Genomic DNA, 17,992 nt, shown 5'->3' on the forward strand with positions numbered 1-17,992 from the left:
AGGCAAATTATTGCTTTTCACCTTTTAATAGCTCGGCAATGCCTGCCACTGAGCCAATTAAATTGCCTGCTTCAAGTGGCATTAACACCACTTTACTATTATTTGCGCCACCAATTTCTTTTAACGCTTCAGTATATTTTTGTGCGATGAAGTAATTAATGGCTTTGGTGTTTCCGCCTGCAATGGCTTCCGACACCATTTGGGTGGCTTTGGCTTCTGCTTCGGCGGCACGCTCACGAGCTTCCGCTTGTAAAAAGGCTTCCGCACGTTCCCCTTCCGCTTTAAGAATACGGGATTGTTTTTCCCCTTCTGCGCGCAAGATTTCCGCTTGGCGAATCCCTTCTGCTTCTAAAATTTCAGCTCGTTTATTACGTTCCGCTTTCATTTGTGCATTCATTGCGGCGATTAATTCGTGTGGTGGACGCACATCGCGGATCTCAATACGCGTTACCTTGATCCCCCAAGGGTTGGTGGCTTCGTCCACAATGGATAACAAACGTCCGTTGATATTATCACGCTGTGAAAGCATTTCGTCCAATTCCATTGAGCCTAGCACGGTACGAATATTGGTCATCGTTAAATTGATGATCGCCTGCTCTAAATGGTTTACTTCATAAGCGGCACGGCGTGCATCAATCACTTGAACGAAACACACGGCATCAATGGATACATTGGCATTATCTTTTGAGATCACTTCTTGCGAAGGAATATCTAGCACCTGTTCCATCATATTGATTTTGCGCCCCACGCGATCCACAAAAGGCACAACAAAATTTAGCCCTGGGGTGAGGGTGCGAGTGTAGCGCCCAAAGCGTTCAATCGTCCAATGATAGCCTTGCGGTACGGTTTTCAAAGTGGAAAACAGCACAACAATCACAAAGATAACAAAGACGACCACAGCAACAGGAAAACCGTCTAACAATTCCATTTTTCTCTCCTTAAAATGGGGGATAACTGATTGAAGTCTAACAAATTAAATAGGCTTTTGTACATAGCGATAATGTCCATTTTCATTGACAAATTCAAATAAATGGGTGATACAACTTGGCGCGTCTTGATCTTGGTGGGAAACAAAAAGTAATTGCGTTTCGCTGTTCATCACCAGTTGATCAATAAAGCCTTTAACCAGTTTACGATTCACGCCGTCTAGCCCTTGCAAGGGTTCATCTAAGATCAACACGGGCGGATGTTTTACCATTGCACGAGTGATCAGCAATAAACGCTGTTGCCCCCAAGACAAGGATTTAAACGGCTGATTAGCTTGCGCGGTTAAATTCAAGCGGGCAAGCCATTCCATCGCTTTAATATGTAAGGCATCTGGCACTTTTTGATAAACGCCAATGCTGTCAAAAAAGCCCGATAGGATCACATCTCGCGCGGAGCAATTCACACGATAATCCATATGCAGTTGGCTGCTGACATAACCAATTTTTTGTTTGATTTGCCAAATCGTTTCGCCTGAACCGCGTTGATTGCCAAATAAACGCACTTTATTAGCGTAAGATTGCGGGTGATCACCGCTAATCACCGAAAGCAAGGTAGATTTTCCTGCACCATTTGGGCCTTTGATCCACCAGTTTTCGCCACGCTTAACTTGCCAATCAAGTTTATCGAGAATTTTTTTCTCACCATATTGAATGGTAACCTGTTCTAATTCAAAGAGCGGTTGATTTTCATCGAGTTTTATCTCAGGGACTGCACGCTCAGGCAAAGGAATATGCTGGGCGGATTCTGCATAGTGAAGTTGTTGATAAAGACTTTGTTGCTCAATAGTTTGGCGCTCTCCTTGCAAAATAACCTCTTGATGTTCTAGCAGAGCGAGATGATTGGCCTCATCAGGAATATCTTCAAAACGATTTAAGATCAGCAAAATCGCCATTTTTTGTTGTAACTGCGCGAGCAATGCTTTCCATTCTTTGACGGATTGCTGATCCAGCCCTTCAAAAGGCTCATCTAAAATCAGCAAATCAGGTTGTTGCACTAAGGCTTGGCACAGCAATACTTTACGGCTTTCCCCCGTGGATAGCTGGATAAAAGGGCGATCTAAAAGTGCGGTGATTTTTAACAGAGAAATATATTCTTCAAATAACGCTAGATTGCCCTGTTCAGCCAAAATGGTCTGCTTGGCCGTTTTGCCGAAATCATCAGGGCTGACGCCATCATTGTTGCGATCTTTAAAGGTTTCACTAACAATTTTCTGTTGTTTTTCAAAAGAAAGGGAACAAATAGTTTGGAAATGATTTTCCATTGTGCCTTCCAGTAAAGGCAATTTGCCTTCCAGCGCCAAGGCGAGCGCGGTTTTTCCACTGCCATTACTACCTACCACACCCCAATAAGCATTGGGTTGAATGGATAATTCATCAATTTTTGAGCGTTGATGATGGGCAAGCTGGAATGTTGCATTTTCGATCTTAATCATATTAGCTACCTATAAAAAAAGCGGAAATTTTCATCCGCTCTTTTTCTTTTTATCTTGAGTAAAGCTTAGCTTTTTTGCGCTTCTTCTTCAGAGATACACACCGCTGCAGTAAACACCACGTCAGTTGATGAGTTCAATGCGGTTTCTGCAGAATCTTGTAACACCCCGATGATAAAGCCTACGCCCATTACTTGCGCAGCAATGTCATTTGAGATACCGAATAAGCTACAAGCTAATGGAATTAATAATAATGAACCACCAGCCACTCCAGAAGCACCACAAGCACATACGCTCGCTACCACACTTAATAATAATGCTGTTGGGAATGAAACTTCCACGCCTAACGTATGCACTGCGGCTAAGGTTAATACGGTGATAGTAATTGCCGCACCCGCCATATTAATACTTGCACCTAACGGAATAGAGACAGAATAGGTATCTTCATTTAAGTTTAAGCGTTTCGCTAATTCCATATTTACAGGAATATTTGCTGCTGAGCTACGCGTGAAGAACGCCGTTAAACCACTTTCGCGTACACAAGTCCAAATTAATGGATACGGGTTACGACGTGTTTTCCAGTACACTAAAATTGGGTTTACTACGAACGCAGTAAACAGCATCGCACCGATTAATACGCATAATAAACGCACATAATCAAGTAACGCGCCCAAGCCTTTATCCGCAAGGGTTTCTGCCACTAAACCAAACACCCCGATTGGCGCAAAGCTAATGATGAAGTGAACGATTTTTGATACCCCTTCAGAAAGATCATTCATCACATTTTTAGTGGTATCTGACGCGTGGCGCAATACAACACCTAAACCGATTGCCCAAGAAAGGATACCGATAAAGTTGGCATTAAATAACGCGTTGATTGGGTTATCCACCACATTTAACACTAATGTGCCTAATACTTGAGAAACTTCACTTGGTGGCGATAAAGAATTTTCTTGCGTTTGTAGAGCGATTTCGGTTGGAAAAGCAAAGCTAAATAACACCGCAGTTAATGCTGCAAGGAACGTGCCTAACAAATATAAAACCACCACCGCTTTCATATTGCTTTGCGTACCAATTTTTTTATTCGCAATGGCTGAAATCACCAATAAGAATACAAGAATTGGTGCAACAGCACGCAATGAGCGAACAAAAACAGTCCCTAAAAAACCCGCTTTTTCAGCAAGGTTGAAACCGAGTACAGATTGCAAGCTTGGTGCAATGATCGCAAGTAGCAAACCTAGCACTAAACCAATAGAAATTCTTTTCACTAAACTTCCGTGAAAAAACAGAGAATATAAACGAGATGTGTTCATAATTATTTACAATGTTGTGTTTAAAACTGAAGATCAATGACTTCAGAAGATTGTTGATATTCAGATCTAAAATTAGATCCCCCATAGCGAGTGTAAAGATAGCCTAATTTTGTGCTAAAGAAAATATAAAATCGTAAATTAACGCACATTATTTGCATAAATATAGAAATATTTCCCTCTAAATTAGATAAAACACATTATTTTCTTCTTTCTTCCCTTGATTTGCCTTAGCCATACAAAAAAGTGAAAAAAAGTTTTTATACAGTATTGACGAACTGTATAAAACACCAGTATTATCTTCACTGTATAAACAACCAGTGAATTGATGATTAGCGGAGCATTATGATGAATTACCTCAACGAACAAGCACCATTTTCCTATCAGCCAATGCCATTTTTAACGGATAGCGAGTCTTTCAACTCAACCTTTAATCGAAAACTTGATTTAAACCTATATTGCATTAAACGCCCACAAAAAACCTGCTTTGTTCAGGTAACCAATCCAAATATGTTGGCGTGGGGAATTGAAATGGGCGATATGCTTGTGGTGGAACAAAGCGATCATCTTAGTATTGGTGATTTAGTCGTAATGGAACAAAATCACCAATTCTGCGTATATGAGTTTGCTGCCTATGACGGTAAAGAATTTATCTTTCTGCCGCTAGACGCAAAAATGCAAAGCATCAAATGTGAAAAGTGGTCTGCGTTGCCGATTATTGGGGTCATCACCAATACCATTCATCAAATGAAACCTAAAAAGCAAATGCGATTTGCCGCTTAACACCCTAAAAATAAAAGTGCGGTGCAAATTTTCTCATTTTTGCTGAACAGAATAAATAATCAAGAAAATAAGGAGAACATAATGAAACAGTTAGACATTCGTTTTATGAAAGAAAACGACAAAAAACGCCAAGAATATCAATTAAAAGTTATTGCTAAGCTCCAAGAAGTATTGCCACGAAAAATCGCAGAAAAATTTGATGATATTCATATTCGTATCCGTTTTTCCAGTACGGCTGGCGTAGATGTAACAGGGATTAAAAACAAAGACGAGAAAGAACGCCTGATGGAATATTTAGAAGAACTGTGGAACGACAGCTCGTTAGTTGAACTGGATTGATAAAACAAAATAGAAAGTAATATTAATTGTCACTAGTTTCCCATATTAACGACGATATTGACGCACTTGCAATAATAGTTGCGCAGTCAAAACATCTTCATTTATCAATAATAAGGAATTAGACAATTGTTCTGAATCCGTGCTACATCATCAAAAAACTCAGCTTAATCTTCCTCTTTAAGCTCTACTGCATAGTAAATTCTCTGTAGTCCCAAGTTTCCTTGCCAAAAATTACACTGTGATCATTTTTCGACTGAAATTAAAAGGCAAGTTGCTCAACAAATTAATCTAGGATATTTATAACTACAATCAGTAAATATAAGGGGATGCCTTAATAATGATGAGCCTACCACCTACAGCCAATCTATTCATGCAATCCCCAAAGGCCTAGCCATCACACAATAGACGTTAAATATAAATTTCCTCATTTTGTCAAATGATTTCACAAAAAATATTCAATAACCTTACCGTACTTTATCCGTCTGATTTAAGATATTTGGGCATATTACAATCGGTAGCAAAGACCAACATATCTAGGGTAATATCTAGTGTACCGCGCGTATCTAAAATAATAACATCATAGCCTTATAATTTTAGGGGCGCGCTTAAAAAATAGAGGAATCCTACTCCTCTATTTCCCCACAAAACCGATACCCTTCACCGTGAATAGTTGAGATAAGTTCTGGGGTGTCGGGGTGATCTTCAAAATGTTTACGAATGCGACGAATAGTAACGTCCACCGTTCTATCTTGTGGCTTTAGTTCTCGCCCTGTCATTTTTTTCAATAATTCTTCGCGAGATTGGATTTTTCCAGGGTTTTCGCAGAATTGTAACATTGCACGAAATTCGCTACGTGGGAGTTTGTATTCTTCACCTTCTGGATTAATTAAGGTGCGGCTGTTGAGATCTAACGTCCAGCCGTTGAAACGATATTGTTCCACTGGTTGTGAACTTTGCTTGGTGTTTTCAGCCATCGTACGTTGTAATAAATTTCTCGCACGAATAGTTAATTCTCTCGGATTAAAAGGCTTGGTGATGTAATCATCAGCACCGATTTCTAAACCTAAAATTTTATCTACTTCATTATCACGCCCAGTTAAGAACATTAATGCCGTGTTGGTGGTTTCGCGCAATTCTCGTGCGAGCATTAGCCCATTTTTACCAGGTAAATTAATGTCCATAATGACAAGATTAATGTCTTGACTGGAAAGAATTTTGTGCATTTGTACGCCATCATTGGCTTCAAATACGTCATATCCTTCTGCTTCAAAAATGCTTTTTAGCGTGTTTCTTGTAATGGTTTCATCTTCAACGATTAAAATTTTTGCGGTAACCATATTCGCATCTCTTCCTTTCCAATATTGATTGGCGAGTTAAAACTAACAATTCTAGGGTATTCTAAGTTTGCCATTGTATAATTGCAACATTATTGTAACAAGTAGGATAAATGAATTCTGCGTGCTTTTATGATCTAAATCATAGGTTTTATTGCTTTATTTTATAAAAAAGAAACGCTCTCTGAAAAATTCAGAGAGCGATATGGAAATATATCTTATAACATCTTAGCGTTTTTTCTTTTTGCCCCCTTGACGCGCTTTAAAGCGTGGATTTTCTTTACAAATAACGTACACCACGCCGTGACGACGGACCACCTTGCAGTTTGGATGACGAGTTTTGGCAGTTTTTAATGAAGAAAGTACTTGCATTATGTCTCCTTATTTTGATTTTAGCGAGCCGAATTTGCTGTATCTGTTTAGGAAGCTACTTGCTCTGCCTTCGTTATTAATTTGTCTGGTTTTTCCCGTATAAAATGGGTGTGATGCAGATGAAGTATCACACATAAAGACAGGATACTCTTTGCCATCTTCCCACTTCATTGTTTGAGTGGTTCTGGCGCAAGAACGAATTAAAAAGCCTTGTTTGGCATTGCTGTCGTAAAAAAGCACCGTGCGATAATTTTCAGGGTGAATCCCTTTTTTCATTTCAAACTCCTTATTTTTCATTGCGAAATAACTAGGTTTGGCATACTACATCAAATAGGAATGGTTATCAACTCTTATTTTTCTTTAAAAAATAAGTAAGAGAGATCTAAGATAGAAACGAACGGCAGAAGACGATAAAAGTAAAGAATCCAAGACTTTTCATACATTCAGCCTTGCCTGATTGTGCTAGAATAGCTAACATTATTTTATGCCATTGGGCTTATCTTTTATTTTCAACGAGTTATGGCTTTTTAATGAAAAAGATCCTTTTTATTTTTCTCTATTTTTGCACCGCACTTGTAGCGCAAGCAGGGCTTTTTGACAGCAAACCGCAATTTTTAAAAGCGGACGAGGCCTTTCAATTTACAGCGCAATCTCAGGCGGAAAGTTTGCAATTGGCGTGGCAAATTGCGCCAGATTATTATCTCTACAAAAAAGAAATCTTGCTTGAACAAGGGGAACAAAAGGTCGCAAATTTCCCTTTTCCGCCAGCAGAAAAATATCAAGATGAATTTTTTGGCGAAACGGAAATTTACCGTGATCATCTCAGCTTAAATGTGCCCATTTCATCAGCAACGCCACAAACCTTTTCTGTTACCTACCAAGGTTGCACGAAAGGATTTTGTTATCCGCCTGAAACCAAAACCGTGCAATGGCAGCCTTCTGCAATAAATTCAGCAGAAAAAACAGTGCAAAAAAACACCGCACTTTTCCCAGCGTTAAACGAACAACAATCCTTGGCACAACGCCTGTTTGAAAGCAAATATGCGGTATTTGGCTTTTTCTTATTAGGCTTAGGCTTGGCGTTTACCCCTTGTGTATTGCCAATGTTGCCGCTGCTTTCTGCTGTGGTGATTGGCACAGGGCAACGTCCAAGCACGGCGCGCGCGTTGGGATTAAGTCTTGCTTATGTGCAAGGAATGGCGCTCACTTACACCTTGCTCGGCTTAGCCGTGGCCGCCATCGGCTTGCCGTTCCAAATTGCGCTGCAAAGTCCTTATGTACTTATCGGTTTATCGGTGATTTTCGTTCTGCTCGCCTTATCAATGTTCGGTGTGTTCACCTTACAACTGCCTTCATCATTACAAACCAAACTCACCTTGTTAAGCCAAAAACAAAAGAGCGGTGCATTTGGCGGCGTTTTTGTGATGGGAATGATCGCCGGCCTTGTTGCATCTCCTTGCACTTCCGCACCGCTATCGGGCGCATTGCTCTATGTGGCGCAAAGCGGAGATCTATTTACTGGCGCAATCACCCTTTATTTACTTGCGTTGGGAATGGGCGTGCCACTGATTTTAGCCACGGTTTTCGGCAACCGCATTTTGCCAAAATCAGGCGAATGGTTAGAAAAAGTGAAAGTGATTTTCGGCTTTGTAATGCTTGCTTTGCCGGTTTTCCTGCTTTCTCGTATTCTGCCTGAAATCTGGGAAAATCGTTTATGGGCGCTACTTGGCGTGTCTTTCTGCTTATGGGCAGGCTTGCAAATCAAAGGGCAGGGCATTGGCTGGGTGTTGCGTATTGGATTTTTTATCTTAGCGATGATCTTGGTGAAACCACTGCAAACTTGGCTCTGGAATGAACCTGATTTAGCGCAAACAACGCGTGCGCATCAAACCGCATTCCAAAAAGTAAGCAGCTATGATGAACTACAAAAAATCTTGCAAAAAAACGACCGCACTTTTGCAATGCTTGATCTTTATGCCGATTGGTGCGTGGCTTGTAAAGAGTTTGAAAAATATACTTTTTCCAATGCCAATGTTCAGCAGGCCTTTGACGATATTTTATTGTTACAAGTAAATATGACAAAAAATAGCCCAGAAAACAAAGCGTTAATGGAAAAACTGAATGTGTTAGGCCTACCCACCATCATCTTTTTTGATAAACAAGGTAACGAAATTCACTCCGCCCGCATTACAGGATTTATGAATGCTGATGAATTTTTGGAGTGGTTGGAAGTGCGTTTAAATTAGACAATCCACTGGTGTAACTTTGTAGAACGCCAGGTTAAGCGAGGTATAATACAAGATTTACATAATTGAAATTAAAACAACCCCCATCATCTGATGGGGTTATTTTTAGTGGATTAACTATTTTGTGCAATAAATGCCGCTAATTGATTTTTAGGCAATGCGCCTACTTGCGAAGCAACGGCTTTTCCTTCTTTAAACATTAATAAAGTTGGAATGCTGCGAACGCCAAATTGAGCTGGTGTTGCTTGGTTTTCGTCAATGTTGATTTTTACGATTTTCACTTTATCGCCTAATTCCGCCGCTAATTCATCAAGAATTGGGCCAACTATACGACAAGGGCCACACCAAGGCGCCCAGAAATCTAATAATACAGGTACATCTGATCTTAAAACATCAGCGTCGAAAGTAGCGTCAGTGGTATGTAATACTTCACTCATTTTATTTTCCTTATTTTCTATTATCTAATTCGCCATAGGCTATGGCGTTTTCCTTAATATGGGGCGATGATAGCATAAATTCAAGCTATCATCACTAATCAATGTAATTGTTAAAAGTTAAGATGGCAGCACTAAATTTGGGCAAGGTTTGCCTGTTTTTAGGCTGTAAATATTTTCTAAAGTTACGCTAGAAATACTGGTCAGCGCTTCCTCCGTCAAGAAGGCTTGATGTCCCGTAAGCAACACGTTATGGCACGAAGATAAACGGCGGAAAACATCATCTTGAATTACTTCATTTGATTTGTCTTCAAAGAAAAGATCTCGCTCGTTTTCATACACGTCCATTCCTAACGCCCCGATTTTACGCTGTTTTAACGCATCAATCGCTGCCTGTGTATCGATCAACGTGCCACGGCTGGTGTTAATAATCATCACGCCATCTCGCATTTTCGCAAAGGCTTCACGATTCAGCAGGTGATAATTTTCAGGGGTTGCGGGGCAATGTAGCGTAATCACTTGCGAACGGGCATATAATTCGTTTAATTCCACATATTCTGCACCAAGTTCCTCCGCAACGGGGTTTTTGAAGGGATCATAAGCCAAAATGTGCATACCAAACCCTTTTAAAATACGTATTACGGCAATGCCAATTTTCCCTGTACCAATCACCCCAACCGTGCGTCCGTGCATATTGAAGCCGGTCAATCCCTCAAGGGAAAAATTCGCTTCACGTGTACGTTGATAAGCGCGGTGAATACGGCGATTTAGGGTCAGCATTAAACCTACAGTATGTTCTGCCACCGCTTCTGGCGAATAAGCTGGTACACGAACCACTTGAATACCTAATTCTTGTGCGGCTTTGAGATCCACATTATTAAAACCAGCGCAGCGCAAGGCCACCATTTTTACTCCAAGTGCGGCCAATTTTTCCAATACTTTTCGGCTGCCATCGTCATTCACAAAAATGCACACCACATCGCAATGTTCTGCCATTTTGGCGGTAGATTCCGTGAGCATAAAATCAAAAAATTCCAGCTCAAATCCATACTTCACATTGACTAATTCTAAATATTTGCGATCGTAGCTTTTGGTGCTATAAACAGCGACTCTCATTTTATTCTCCCTGCTTTGTTATTTTAATTGGGCGAAAGCTTGTAACAGATCCGCTTTGAGATCTTCCACATCTTCCAAGCCCACCGAGAAACGTAGCAGACAATTACACACACCACGTGCAATACGCTCCGCCTCAGGAATATCCATATGGGTTTGAGTCGCAGGATAAGTGATGAAACTTTCTGTGCCACCAAGACTTTCTGCAAAGGTAATGAGTTTAATCGCTTTCAAGAATGGATTAACCCAAGATTCATCTTGCAAACGGAAAGAGAGCATTCCCCCTTTATTCGGATAAAGCACATCTTTCACTTGTGGCTGCTCAGCAAGGAATTTCGCGAGTTCTTGCGCATTTTTCTGATGACGTTCCATACGCAATGCCAAGGTTTTCATTCCACGAATGGTCAAAAAGCTATCAAATGGCGAAAGCACTGCGCCCGCACCATTTTGAATATAAAACAGACGATCACAAAGTTCTTGCCCATTAGCTACCACCAAGCCCACTAAGGCATCATTATGCCCTGCGATATATTTTGTTCCGCTGTGGATCACAATATCCGCGCCACATTCCAAAGGACGGAATAGCACCGGAGTTAAGAATGTATTATCTACGATAAGTAATAAATTGTGCTTTTTCGCCAATTTTGCAATGGCTGGCACATCACATTCTTCCATTAATGGATTTGACGGCGTTTCCACAAAAATCGCTTTGGTATTTGGCGTGATTGCTTGCTCGATCGCTTCTAATGAAGCGGTGTTCACGTAAACGGGTTTTACTCCGTGGGTATTTTTATACGCAAAATCCAATAAACGATAAGTTCCACCATATACATCGCTCGATACAATCCATTCATCGGGCGCGGCGAATAATTGCATAATTAACTGAATCGCCGCCATACCAGAAGCGCAAGCAAAACCACGTTCACCGCCTTCTAATTTCGCAATGGTTTCTTCTAAAACAGTGCGTGTTGGGTTTTTCGTGCGGGTGTAATCGTATCCCGTGCTTTCCCCAATACCGTGATGACCATAGGCAGTAGAAAGGAAAATAGGCGTGGAAACTGCGCCTGTTCTTTCATCTGTGCGATTGCCTGCTTGCGCGAGTAGTGTTTCGATTTTGTATTGCTGTGTCATATTATTCCTCGTAAAAATTGCAAAAAATTTCACCGCACTTTTATCTACAATCCCAAAAGAAAAAGGTGTGCGATTCAAATAAATCATATTTTCACATTTTGGCACAAAGGATCGCCTGTTTAAAGTAGATTTTAAATTTAGTTTTGCGATGAGATAAAAAGATTAAAAACGATCTAAATTTATCCATAAATTGCTTTGTTTTAAAACACACTTACTCACCTTGCATTTTTTTTCATCAATCAATAATATTTTTTTATATTTTTAATTGACAGCGTTCAAGAAGTCAGTAAAATGCACGCCACTGACAGCGAATGTGTTGCAGCGAAAGCGGGAATAGCTCAGTTGGTAGAGCACGACCTTGCCAAGGTCGGGGTCGCGAGTTCGAGCCTCGTTTCCCGCTCCAATTTACGCTACGGCGTGTTAGCAAAGCGGTTATGCACTGGATTGCAAATCCATGTAGCTCGGTTCGACTCCGGGACACGCCTCCATAATGCAACCGCAGTCAGCAATATCACTCAGCCCGAGTGGTGAAATCGGTAGACACAAGGGATTTAAAATCCCTCGACTTTCGAGTCGTGGCGGTTCAAGTCCGCCCTCGGGCACCATTTTAAAGCATAATTAAATCAATAAGATAGTCGCCAAGAGCGGCTTTTTTTATATCTCATTTTTACCGCACTTTTTCTTTTGGTGTCCATTTGGTGACTATTTTTAGCCTATCCTAGAAATTCTGATAATCCACCTTTTCCCTGTTTGGTGTCCAATGGTCACCAAATTTCAGATGTGTGAGCGGTTAGATGTAAATCATTTTATGCCCCCCCACGTAAAATAGAAATTCTTTTTATATTTCAATATGATAGCTTTTCATTTTAATAAAACCTGATCTTTCTTAACTGAAAAAATGGCAATTTTTTGCATAAAAAACGCGGGTGGGAGAGTGGATTTTTCGTGACGTTTGACGTGGCGTGAGAATTTTCCGTGGATCAGTTTGGCTTCACTTTATAAAAGGAAAGCTGTAGCTAAAGCCTTTTAAATAAAGGCGGTAGGTAATAAAAAAGCCACCTAAATAGGTGGCCGGATGTTGATGATATGTTTACTGCTCAATAATAGGCGAGAATTTATCTTTCTCATTTAATGCCCTACTGTTGTAGCCGCTGAACGTGCTGCTTTGATCTGGTGCTGGGCCGCCATTATGGGTATGACTTGCAACAGTATTCGCAAGGTCGGCAACGATTTGAATTGTTTCTTCCATAATGCTTAAGATGTTTTGTTCTCCTGAACCAATATGAATTTGGCTTGCTAATAACTGAATTGTAGGGGCTTTCAGTTTAAGCAATACATCTGAACAACGTTCTGCAATGCCGCTGATTTGCTCTTTTAATGTTCCGCCAATGGCAGTAGTCGCATTGCCTATTGTCACCGTTGTAATGTTACCAACCACACTCAAGCTATAATTTCCGCCTACATTGACTTGTTTGTCTGCGTCAATATTGCTTTGCGATGTACCGATATTCTTCGTTTCGGTATCTGTTTCAATTACACGTACAAATGAACGATCGGTAATGGTTTGATCTGTTTCGCGGGTTTTATTGCCTGCGGCATCGGTACGCTCAAACACTTCAGGCCGTTGCTGTTTAAGCTGTTCACCCACGGCAACAGATGGCACAGTTTTATCTTGTGCCAATAAGGTATGTACAAAAGGCTTATCAGGTTGCCCATACGCATACCCTAATGACAGTAGCTATTTTGCAAAATATCAGGGGATTTTAGGAGAATTAATTGTTTTGAAATTTCAGAGAATTTAGGAGAGGAAAAGTCATTTAGGATAAATATACTGGAACAGGAGGAATGAGATTACATAACAATGAGAGCTTTGATTATCGTTATACCCCTTCTTTTTTCAAGTTGGGCCAATGCTCAAATTCAAGCGAGCCAAATTTGCCACGCTGATCCTGAAGTGACAGCGTATAACTATGCAGGCTTATGGGAAAAATTTGAAGATGGTTGGATTTGTAATTATTGGCAGTTTCTTCCTGAAGATGAATGGGAAGAGGTGATTATAGAAGAAGACGGTATTGAAGCAGAGGAATAAAAATAAACCCCAATCAATTAAATTGGGGCTATCGCTTTTGCAAAGGGGGGTCCAGCTAATCAATGATTGCTATCTTCACAGTCCCTAAGTCTTCCTATATGCTATACTTCAAGAACTGTGTTGTCAATGTATTAATTAATATGGTTTAGCGTTATGGTGTCTAAAATTAGTGAGCTTCACACTCTATTATCCCAAGCAAGAATAGAAACCTATCTATCTTACTTCAAAGATGAAGATGACCTTTCATTAAAAGATATGCAGGCATATGAACTCTATATTTGGAACATACAAATAAGTGGCGCACTTTTGGAAGTGATTAGCCTATATGAAGTAGCATTACGAAATGCCATTATTAATGCGCTAGAACCTAGTTATAGGGCATATAGTATTTTAAATGATAACTTTATTCGAGCATTAAAACCTGCAACAAGAGAAGAATTGCTCCGTATTGTAAATAAGTTGTCTTCACACAAAACCTACGAATTCCATTTCATCAATGGACGTTTACAGCCATTAAGAATAGATACTAATGAGATTTCGCCTGGAAAAGTTGTGGCAGAGCTTAACTTTATATTTTGGGAAAATATGTTATCGCGAACTCATCGAATGAGATGGATAAATCATTTTAATAAAGCATTCCCTAATGTTTGTATTTCCTCCCCTGATGAACGTGATTTAATAGTGAATGAGATACATAACATAACAAGCCGAGTGCGTTATCTAAGGAATAGAATTTGTCACCATGAGCCAATTTTCGATGAAAGTAAAATCGATCTTATCAACGTATTTAATAATATAAAACAGGTGTTATGGTACATTTCGCCTAAAACGGCAGATATATTGGAGCAACTTGAGCGTATAAGTCAAACAATCGCACGAAAACCTCAAAAAGGAAAAGGCATAAGGGAAATCCCCTAAGGGATTTAAGGGTAACCTTTCCAAGGGGAAAGGTCTTACCCGAAAAGGCCAAAGGGCTAAATGGCCTAAATGCATTTTCTAAGCATATTTCTCCATTAGCTCTATCATTGGTTTATATCTATCTTGTTTCCCAAGGTGTTTTTTTTTACGCTATGTACAATACCCAATTCATTATTCCCGTTCTTATAATGTACATTGCCACCTTTATCCAGCATTAGTGTTCGCACGTCTAATCTATCGGGGATCCCTCCCATCATTGCCAGTGGAATCACATTATCTCGATTAGGTATATTTGGATCTGCCCCTGCTTCTAATAAAGCAATAACCCAACTTCTTTTGCAGCCAAAGATAATCTCCTATGCTCCCAACCATAAATATGACCAATATCAACTGGTCCTTTGATGACGCTTCCGCTAACGTGTCTATAATCACCATTCTCTAATTGAGTATAGCCGTGTTAATCCCACTTTTCGTTATGCTGGATTGACTTTCTTTTTCATAACCAAAGCCAACTGAAAGATTACCTGTAAGCGAATCCAGACCCTCCGCTAATTTGGCTTTATTCTCTTTTCCTGAACTATCTCGGCTTGCAGTGGTTTGGTTACCCTGACTATCAATATACAGCTTCTCGCCTTGTTCATTCACCGCTTGTTTATTGCTTTGGGCTTGTCCATATTTGCCGAAAGGGGGGGCAAAATTCATAATTTTTATTAATTTCTATATTTATTCCATTGCTTGCAGGTATTGTCAAATCTATAACAGTATTTATAACTAGCATTAAACCGAAATCCTTTTTGATACAAACAAGCTCCATCAAGATCATTAGCTTTAACCTGATCTTCAGGATTAACTGGTATCTCCAACTCTCCTACAACTTTTGTTTCAAATGGTAATAATGATTGAGAATAACACTCTCTAACTATATCTTTAGGAGGTGGCGTATTGTTCTCTTTATGGATCCATATATCTTCATCCCAAAATGAAGAATACGGTGGATACCAAATCCATAAGCAACCAGTTACACAGCAGGCTAAATATAAAACGGAAAAAATTTTTATCATCTGTTTTCTCCAACAACATTGAACTCTCTTATTCCATCTTTATGTGTTTTATTCAAAATATCTAGAGTATTTTGCCATTTCTTAAAAGATTCTTTATTATTTTTATCATAAACAAACTTTAAGTTATTAATATTCTGATTAGCCTCAGAATGCGCTTCTAAAATGGATGTCTTTGCTCTATTCGGTGTTGCATTAGGATTATTCCCAATCATTCCTAATCCTAAATTTCTTAAAATTGGTATTCCCTCATATACAACGTCTCTCTCAACACCAAGATATTGTGTTTTGACACCCTTAAATAACTCTCTCGATTGTTTATCTACTTCACTTGATGGATATGAACCACCTAAATGTAAATATTCCACATCAGTATGCTCATATTTTTGACCAAGATGCGCTGACCAATTCAGCATATTTTTATTACCAGACACACCTAAACTATGCGCTACATTTTCAAATGTATATGTTTTTGCTCCTTGAGATTTTGCGTAAGCATTATATTCATCTAATTTTTTCGCAATCTGAGCATGATCTCGTGTCGCATTCGAAGCACCAAAGAGAGAAGGCATATTTGCCCAAGCTCTAAATCGCTCAAAACCCGTGAATAAAAATTCATTTAAAATCCCTGCACTTCCTCTATTCAGAATCAATGCAGTATCCTTAATTGAAGATAAGTCTTTGTCATACAAAATGGCACTTGAAACTTTTTCTTCTCTAGTCAAATTCAACATACCTGCTGTTGCAACTTTACTTAATAATTTTGCTTGTTCTTCTGTCAATAATTCGTCGCTATAAATAAGTTTTTTAAGTGCTTGGGAATTATCTTTATCGAAATCTAAACAAGAAATATGATTACACTCAGGTGTGTTAGGTTGAATTGAAAAGAGAGAGTCTTCATTTTTCTCCATTTTGTAATGAATTTCATCACCTTGATTATTAACATTATTGACAAATTCCGTTGCAGTATTTAAATCACGCTCTAAATCTGAACGGATAGTTTCAACATCGGCTTTTTCAACACCTTGATGAAGATTAATTTTAGAAAGTCCTTGTAAACTTTCCTCAACTGTTTTTCTGCTTATCTTTTGTTGAGCTTCGTGATCACGAATAGTGATATTGGCGGTATTGATTGAACTGGTGGTTATACCGCTTTCACTGCCTTTATCTTTTACTTGACCTAACAATGCGGTTGTAATGCCTTTTGTTATTCCCCAGTTCCCTTGACTGCCAATACCTGCAATACCATCATATTCTACTTTCGCAGAACCATCTTGAGCGTTTTGACCAATTTGTCGAAGTTTCATTCCTCCTACTTCTTTAGGAGCATCTCCTCCACTCACTGTTACACCACCACTTAAGCCAAATCCACTTGCTGAATAATTGCTATGGTTTTGAATATCTGCATAGGTTAGCGTTCCAGTTTCAAAACGGTTCTTGCCAAGTTCTTCCGCTTGTACGGTAGAGGTAATTAAGCCACCTTTTAAATCCGTATGCTTCCGCACATTGACTTGATAGCCTTCATCGCCTGCAAATAAACCTGATTGCTCTTGCACGCTGGCATAATCGGCGTTCATTTTTGATTGGTTGAAACTCGCTGAGCCTGAAAAGCCGTAACCAACAGTCATTTGACCACTCACGTTCATTTGTTTGCCTTTATAGGTCATGGTATCTTGCAGGCTTTCAATGTTAAGGTTTTCCACATCAACCATGATGCCGTTGCCTCGCACTTGAGCGCCTTTGATATTGGTGTCGCCACCGCTTTGAATAATGGTGTGGCTACCTTTATCGCCAATATGACTTGTTCGCCAAGTGGTTTCATCGCCATTGCCATAGCCTTTGCCGTAGTTGCCGCCTGCGGTAATCCCAAAAGCAAAACCATCAGAGCCATAACTCACTGCCACACCCGCATTAAACCCACTAGATTTATTTTTGCTGCGTTCTTGGTGGGTTTGTTTGACAGCCAGTAAATTGATTTCATCATCCGCTTGTAAGATTGTGCCTTGTTTGCCTGAGACATCAGAGCCTACAATGTTAATATCTGACGCCTTGCCTGCCCCTGTAGCGGTAATGATTACTTTTCCTCCTGCGTTAATTGCACTGTTTGTGGCAGTGTTGCCTTGAGTATCGGTGGTTTGCACATTTTTTTGTTCGCCATAAGTAATAGACACACTGGCATTCATCGCTCCTTGAGCTAGATTACCATTCGCCATTTGGCTTAAGGTTTCACTGGCTTTCATTAAACCCTCACCTGCTCGATATGCACCCCACGCAGTGTTCGCTGCTGCCATTGCATTAACACGGCTATGTTTGCTTTCGCCCATTTGTTTAGCTTGTTCCGCTACAGCGAGAGCATTTTGTACCGCTTGAACTACAGGGATATTTACCGCAATGGTGAAACCTTTTTGTTCCATATTTTAGCCTGAGTAACCATAACTAAAATAATAAA

General features: G+C 39.8%; 17 protein-coding genes, 3 tRNA genes and 1 pseudogene. 8 read left to right on the plus strand and 13 right to left on the minus strand.

The window, feature by feature from the left end; genetic code table 11:
• Positions 1-7 precede the first annotated feature (7 nt).
• The 3 genes from ACNAV8_RS09510 to sstT all read right to left on the minus strand — a co-directional run bounded on the left by ACNAV8_RS09510 (position 8) and on the right by sstT (position 3,729).
• Positions 8-928: an SPFH domain-containing protein gene (locus tag ACNAV8_RS09510; RefSeq protein WP_103852710.1), complete on the minus strand. Its 921-nt coding sequence runs from the start codon at positions 926-928 to the stop codon at positions 8-10.
• Positions 929-973: 45 nt separating this feature from the next.
• A complete protein-coding gene (modF, locus tag ACNAV8_RS09515; protein ID WP_415777628.1) occupies positions 974-2,419 on the minus strand; it encodes a molybdate ABC transporter ATP-binding protein ModF in 1,446 nt (481 codons plus the stop codon).
• A gap of 65 nt (positions 2,420-2,484) precedes the next feature.
• Positions 2,485-3,729, minus strand: a complete 1,245-nt coding sequence (gene sstT, locus ACNAV8_RS09520) for a serine/threonine transporter SstT (RefSeq protein ID WP_103855885.1) — start codon at positions 3,727-3,729, stop codon at positions 2,485-2,487.
• Positions 3,730-4,074: 345 nt separating this feature from the next.
• Here sstT and ACNAV8_RS09525 point away from each other — a divergent pair, with 345 nt between their 5' ends.
• Positions 4,075-4,509 (plus strand): LexA family protein, encoded by a 435-nt coding sequence (locus ACNAV8_RS09525; RefSeq protein WP_415777638.1) that lies wholly within the window; start codon positions 4,075-4,077, stop codon positions 4,507-4,509.
• Positions 4,510-4,590: 81 nt separating this feature from the next.
• Positions 4,591-4,848 (plus strand): DinI-like family protein, encoded by a 258-nt coding sequence (locus tag ACNAV8_RS09530; protein WP_103855883.1) that lies wholly within the window; start codon positions 4,591-4,593, stop codon positions 4,846-4,848.
• 623 nt (positions 4,849-5,471) lie between these two features.
• Here the strand turns inward: ACNAV8_RS09530 and arcA are convergent.
• The 3 genes from arcA to ACNAV8_RS09545 form a co-directional block, all read right to left on the minus strand.
• Complete coding sequence (gene arcA / locus ACNAV8_RS09535; RefSeq protein WP_103852715.1) at positions 5,472-6,185, minus strand: two-component system response regulator ArcA; 714 nt, start codon at positions 6,183-6,185, stop codon at positions 5,472-5,474.
• Between the two features lie 225 nt (positions 6,186-6,410).
• Positions 6,411-6,554: a type B 50S ribosomal protein L36 gene (ykgO, locus tag ACNAV8_RS09540; protein WP_415777629.1), complete on the minus strand. Its 144-nt coding sequence runs from the start codon at positions 6,552-6,554 to the stop codon at positions 6,411-6,413.
• Positions 6,555-6,563: 9 nt separating this feature from the next.
• Complete coding sequence (locus ACNAV8_RS09545; RefSeq protein WP_103852717.1) at positions 6,564-6,830, minus strand: type B 50S ribosomal protein L31; 267 nt, start codon at positions 6,828-6,830, stop codon at positions 6,564-6,566.
• Between the two features lie 254 nt (positions 6,831-7,084).
• Between ACNAV8_RS09545 and ACNAV8_RS09550 the strand changes: the two genes are divergently transcribed.
• On the plus strand, positions 7,085-8,800 hold the full coding sequence (locus ACNAV8_RS09550; RefSeq protein WP_415777630.1) for a protein-disulfide reductase DsbD: 1,716 nt from the start codon (positions 7,085-7,087) through the stop codon (positions 8,798-8,800).
• A 113-nt stretch (positions 8,801-8,913) separates the two neighbouring features.
• Here ACNAV8_RS09550 and trxA read toward each other — a convergent pair whose 3' ends face one another.
• The 3 genes from trxA to ACNAV8_RS09565 form a co-directional block, all read right to left on the minus strand.
• On the minus strand, positions 8,914-9,237 hold the full coding sequence (trxA, locus tag ACNAV8_RS09555) for a thioredoxin (RefSeq protein WP_415777631.1): 324 nt from the start codon (positions 9,235-9,237) through the stop codon (positions 8,914-8,916).
• Between the two features lie 117 nt (positions 9,238-9,354).
• On the minus strand, positions 9,355-10,350 hold the full coding sequence (locus ACNAV8_RS09560) for a 2-hydroxyacid dehydrogenase (RefSeq protein ID WP_103855881.1): 996 nt from the start codon (positions 10,348-10,350) through the stop codon (positions 9,355-9,357).
• 18 nt (positions 10,351-10,368) lie between these two features.
• A complete protein-coding gene (locus ACNAV8_RS09565; RefSeq protein ID WP_415777632.1) occupies positions 10,369-11,478 on the minus strand; it encodes a methionine biosynthesis PLP-dependent protein in 1,110 nt (369 codons plus the stop codon).
• Between the two features lie 327 nt (positions 11,479-11,805).
• Here ACNAV8_RS09565 and ACNAV8_RS09570 point away from each other — a divergent pair.
• The 3 genes from ACNAV8_RS09570 to ACNAV8_RS09580 all read left to right on the plus strand — a co-directional run bounded on the left by ACNAV8_RS09570 (position 11,806) and on the right by ACNAV8_RS09580 (position 12,083).
• Positions 11,806-11,881 (plus strand) — tRNA-Gly (locus ACNAV8_RS09570).
• 11 nt (positions 11,882-11,892) lie between these two features.
• Positions 11,893-11,966: transfer RNA gene (locus ACNAV8_RS09575), tRNA-Cys, on the plus strand.
• 30 nt (positions 11,967-11,996) lie between these two features.
• Positions 11,997-12,083: transfer RNA gene (locus ACNAV8_RS09580), tRNA-Leu, on the plus strand.
• Positions 12,084-12,568: 485 nt separating this feature from the next.
• On the opposite strand, the gene ACNAV8_RS09585 is transcribed toward ACNAV8_RS09580, so the two are convergent.
• Entirely contained in the window at positions 12,569-13,141 is a 573-nt protein-coding gene (locus ACNAV8_RS09585) for a hypothetical protein (protein ID WP_415777633.1), read from the minus strand.
• A 198-nt stretch (positions 13,142-13,339) separates the two neighbouring features.
• On the opposite strand from ACNAV8_RS09585, the gene ACNAV8_RS09590 reads away from it, so the two are divergent.
• A complete protein-coding gene (locus tag ACNAV8_RS09590) occupies positions 13,340-13,567 on the plus strand; it encodes a hypothetical protein (protein ID WP_103855289.1) in 228 nt (75 codons plus the stop codon).
• A 153-nt stretch (positions 13,568-13,720) separates the two neighbouring features.
• Entirely contained in the window at positions 13,721-14,485 is a 765-nt protein-coding gene (locus ACNAV8_RS09595; RefSeq protein WP_103855288.1) for an Abi family protein, read from the plus strand.
• A gap of 438 nt (positions 14,486-14,923) precedes the next feature.
• Here ACNAV8_RS09595 and ACNAV8_RS09600 read toward each other — a convergent pair whose 3' ends face one another.
• The 3 genes and pseudogenes from ACNAV8_RS09600 to ACNAV8_RS09610 form a co-directional block, all read right to left on the minus strand.
• Positions 14,924-15,187, minus strand: a complete 264-nt coding sequence (locus ACNAV8_RS09600; protein WP_415777634.1) for a hypothetical protein — start codon at positions 15,185-15,187, stop codon at positions 14,924-14,926.
• A gap of 8 nt (positions 15,188-15,195) precedes the next feature.
• Complete coding sequence (locus tag ACNAV8_RS09605; RefSeq protein ID WP_415777635.1) at positions 15,196-15,546, minus strand: hypothetical protein; 351 nt, start codon at positions 15,544-15,546, stop codon at positions 15,196-15,198.
• Positions 15,543-17,954 (minus strand): annotated as a pseudogene (locus ACNAV8_RS09610) (hemagglutinin repeat-containing protein); the annotation flags it as partial. The pseudogene ACNAV8_RS09610 and the gene ACNAV8_RS09605, both read right to left, overlap by 4 nt.
• Positions 17,955-17,992: the final 38 nt, after the last annotated feature.

Origin of the sequence: Avibacterium endocarditidis (genome assembly GCF_965138825.1) — a bacterium.
In the GTDB taxonomy this organism is placed as follows: domain Bacteria; phylum Pseudomonadota; class Gammaproteobacteria; order Enterobacterales; family Pasteurellaceae; genus Avibacterium; species Avibacterium endocarditidis.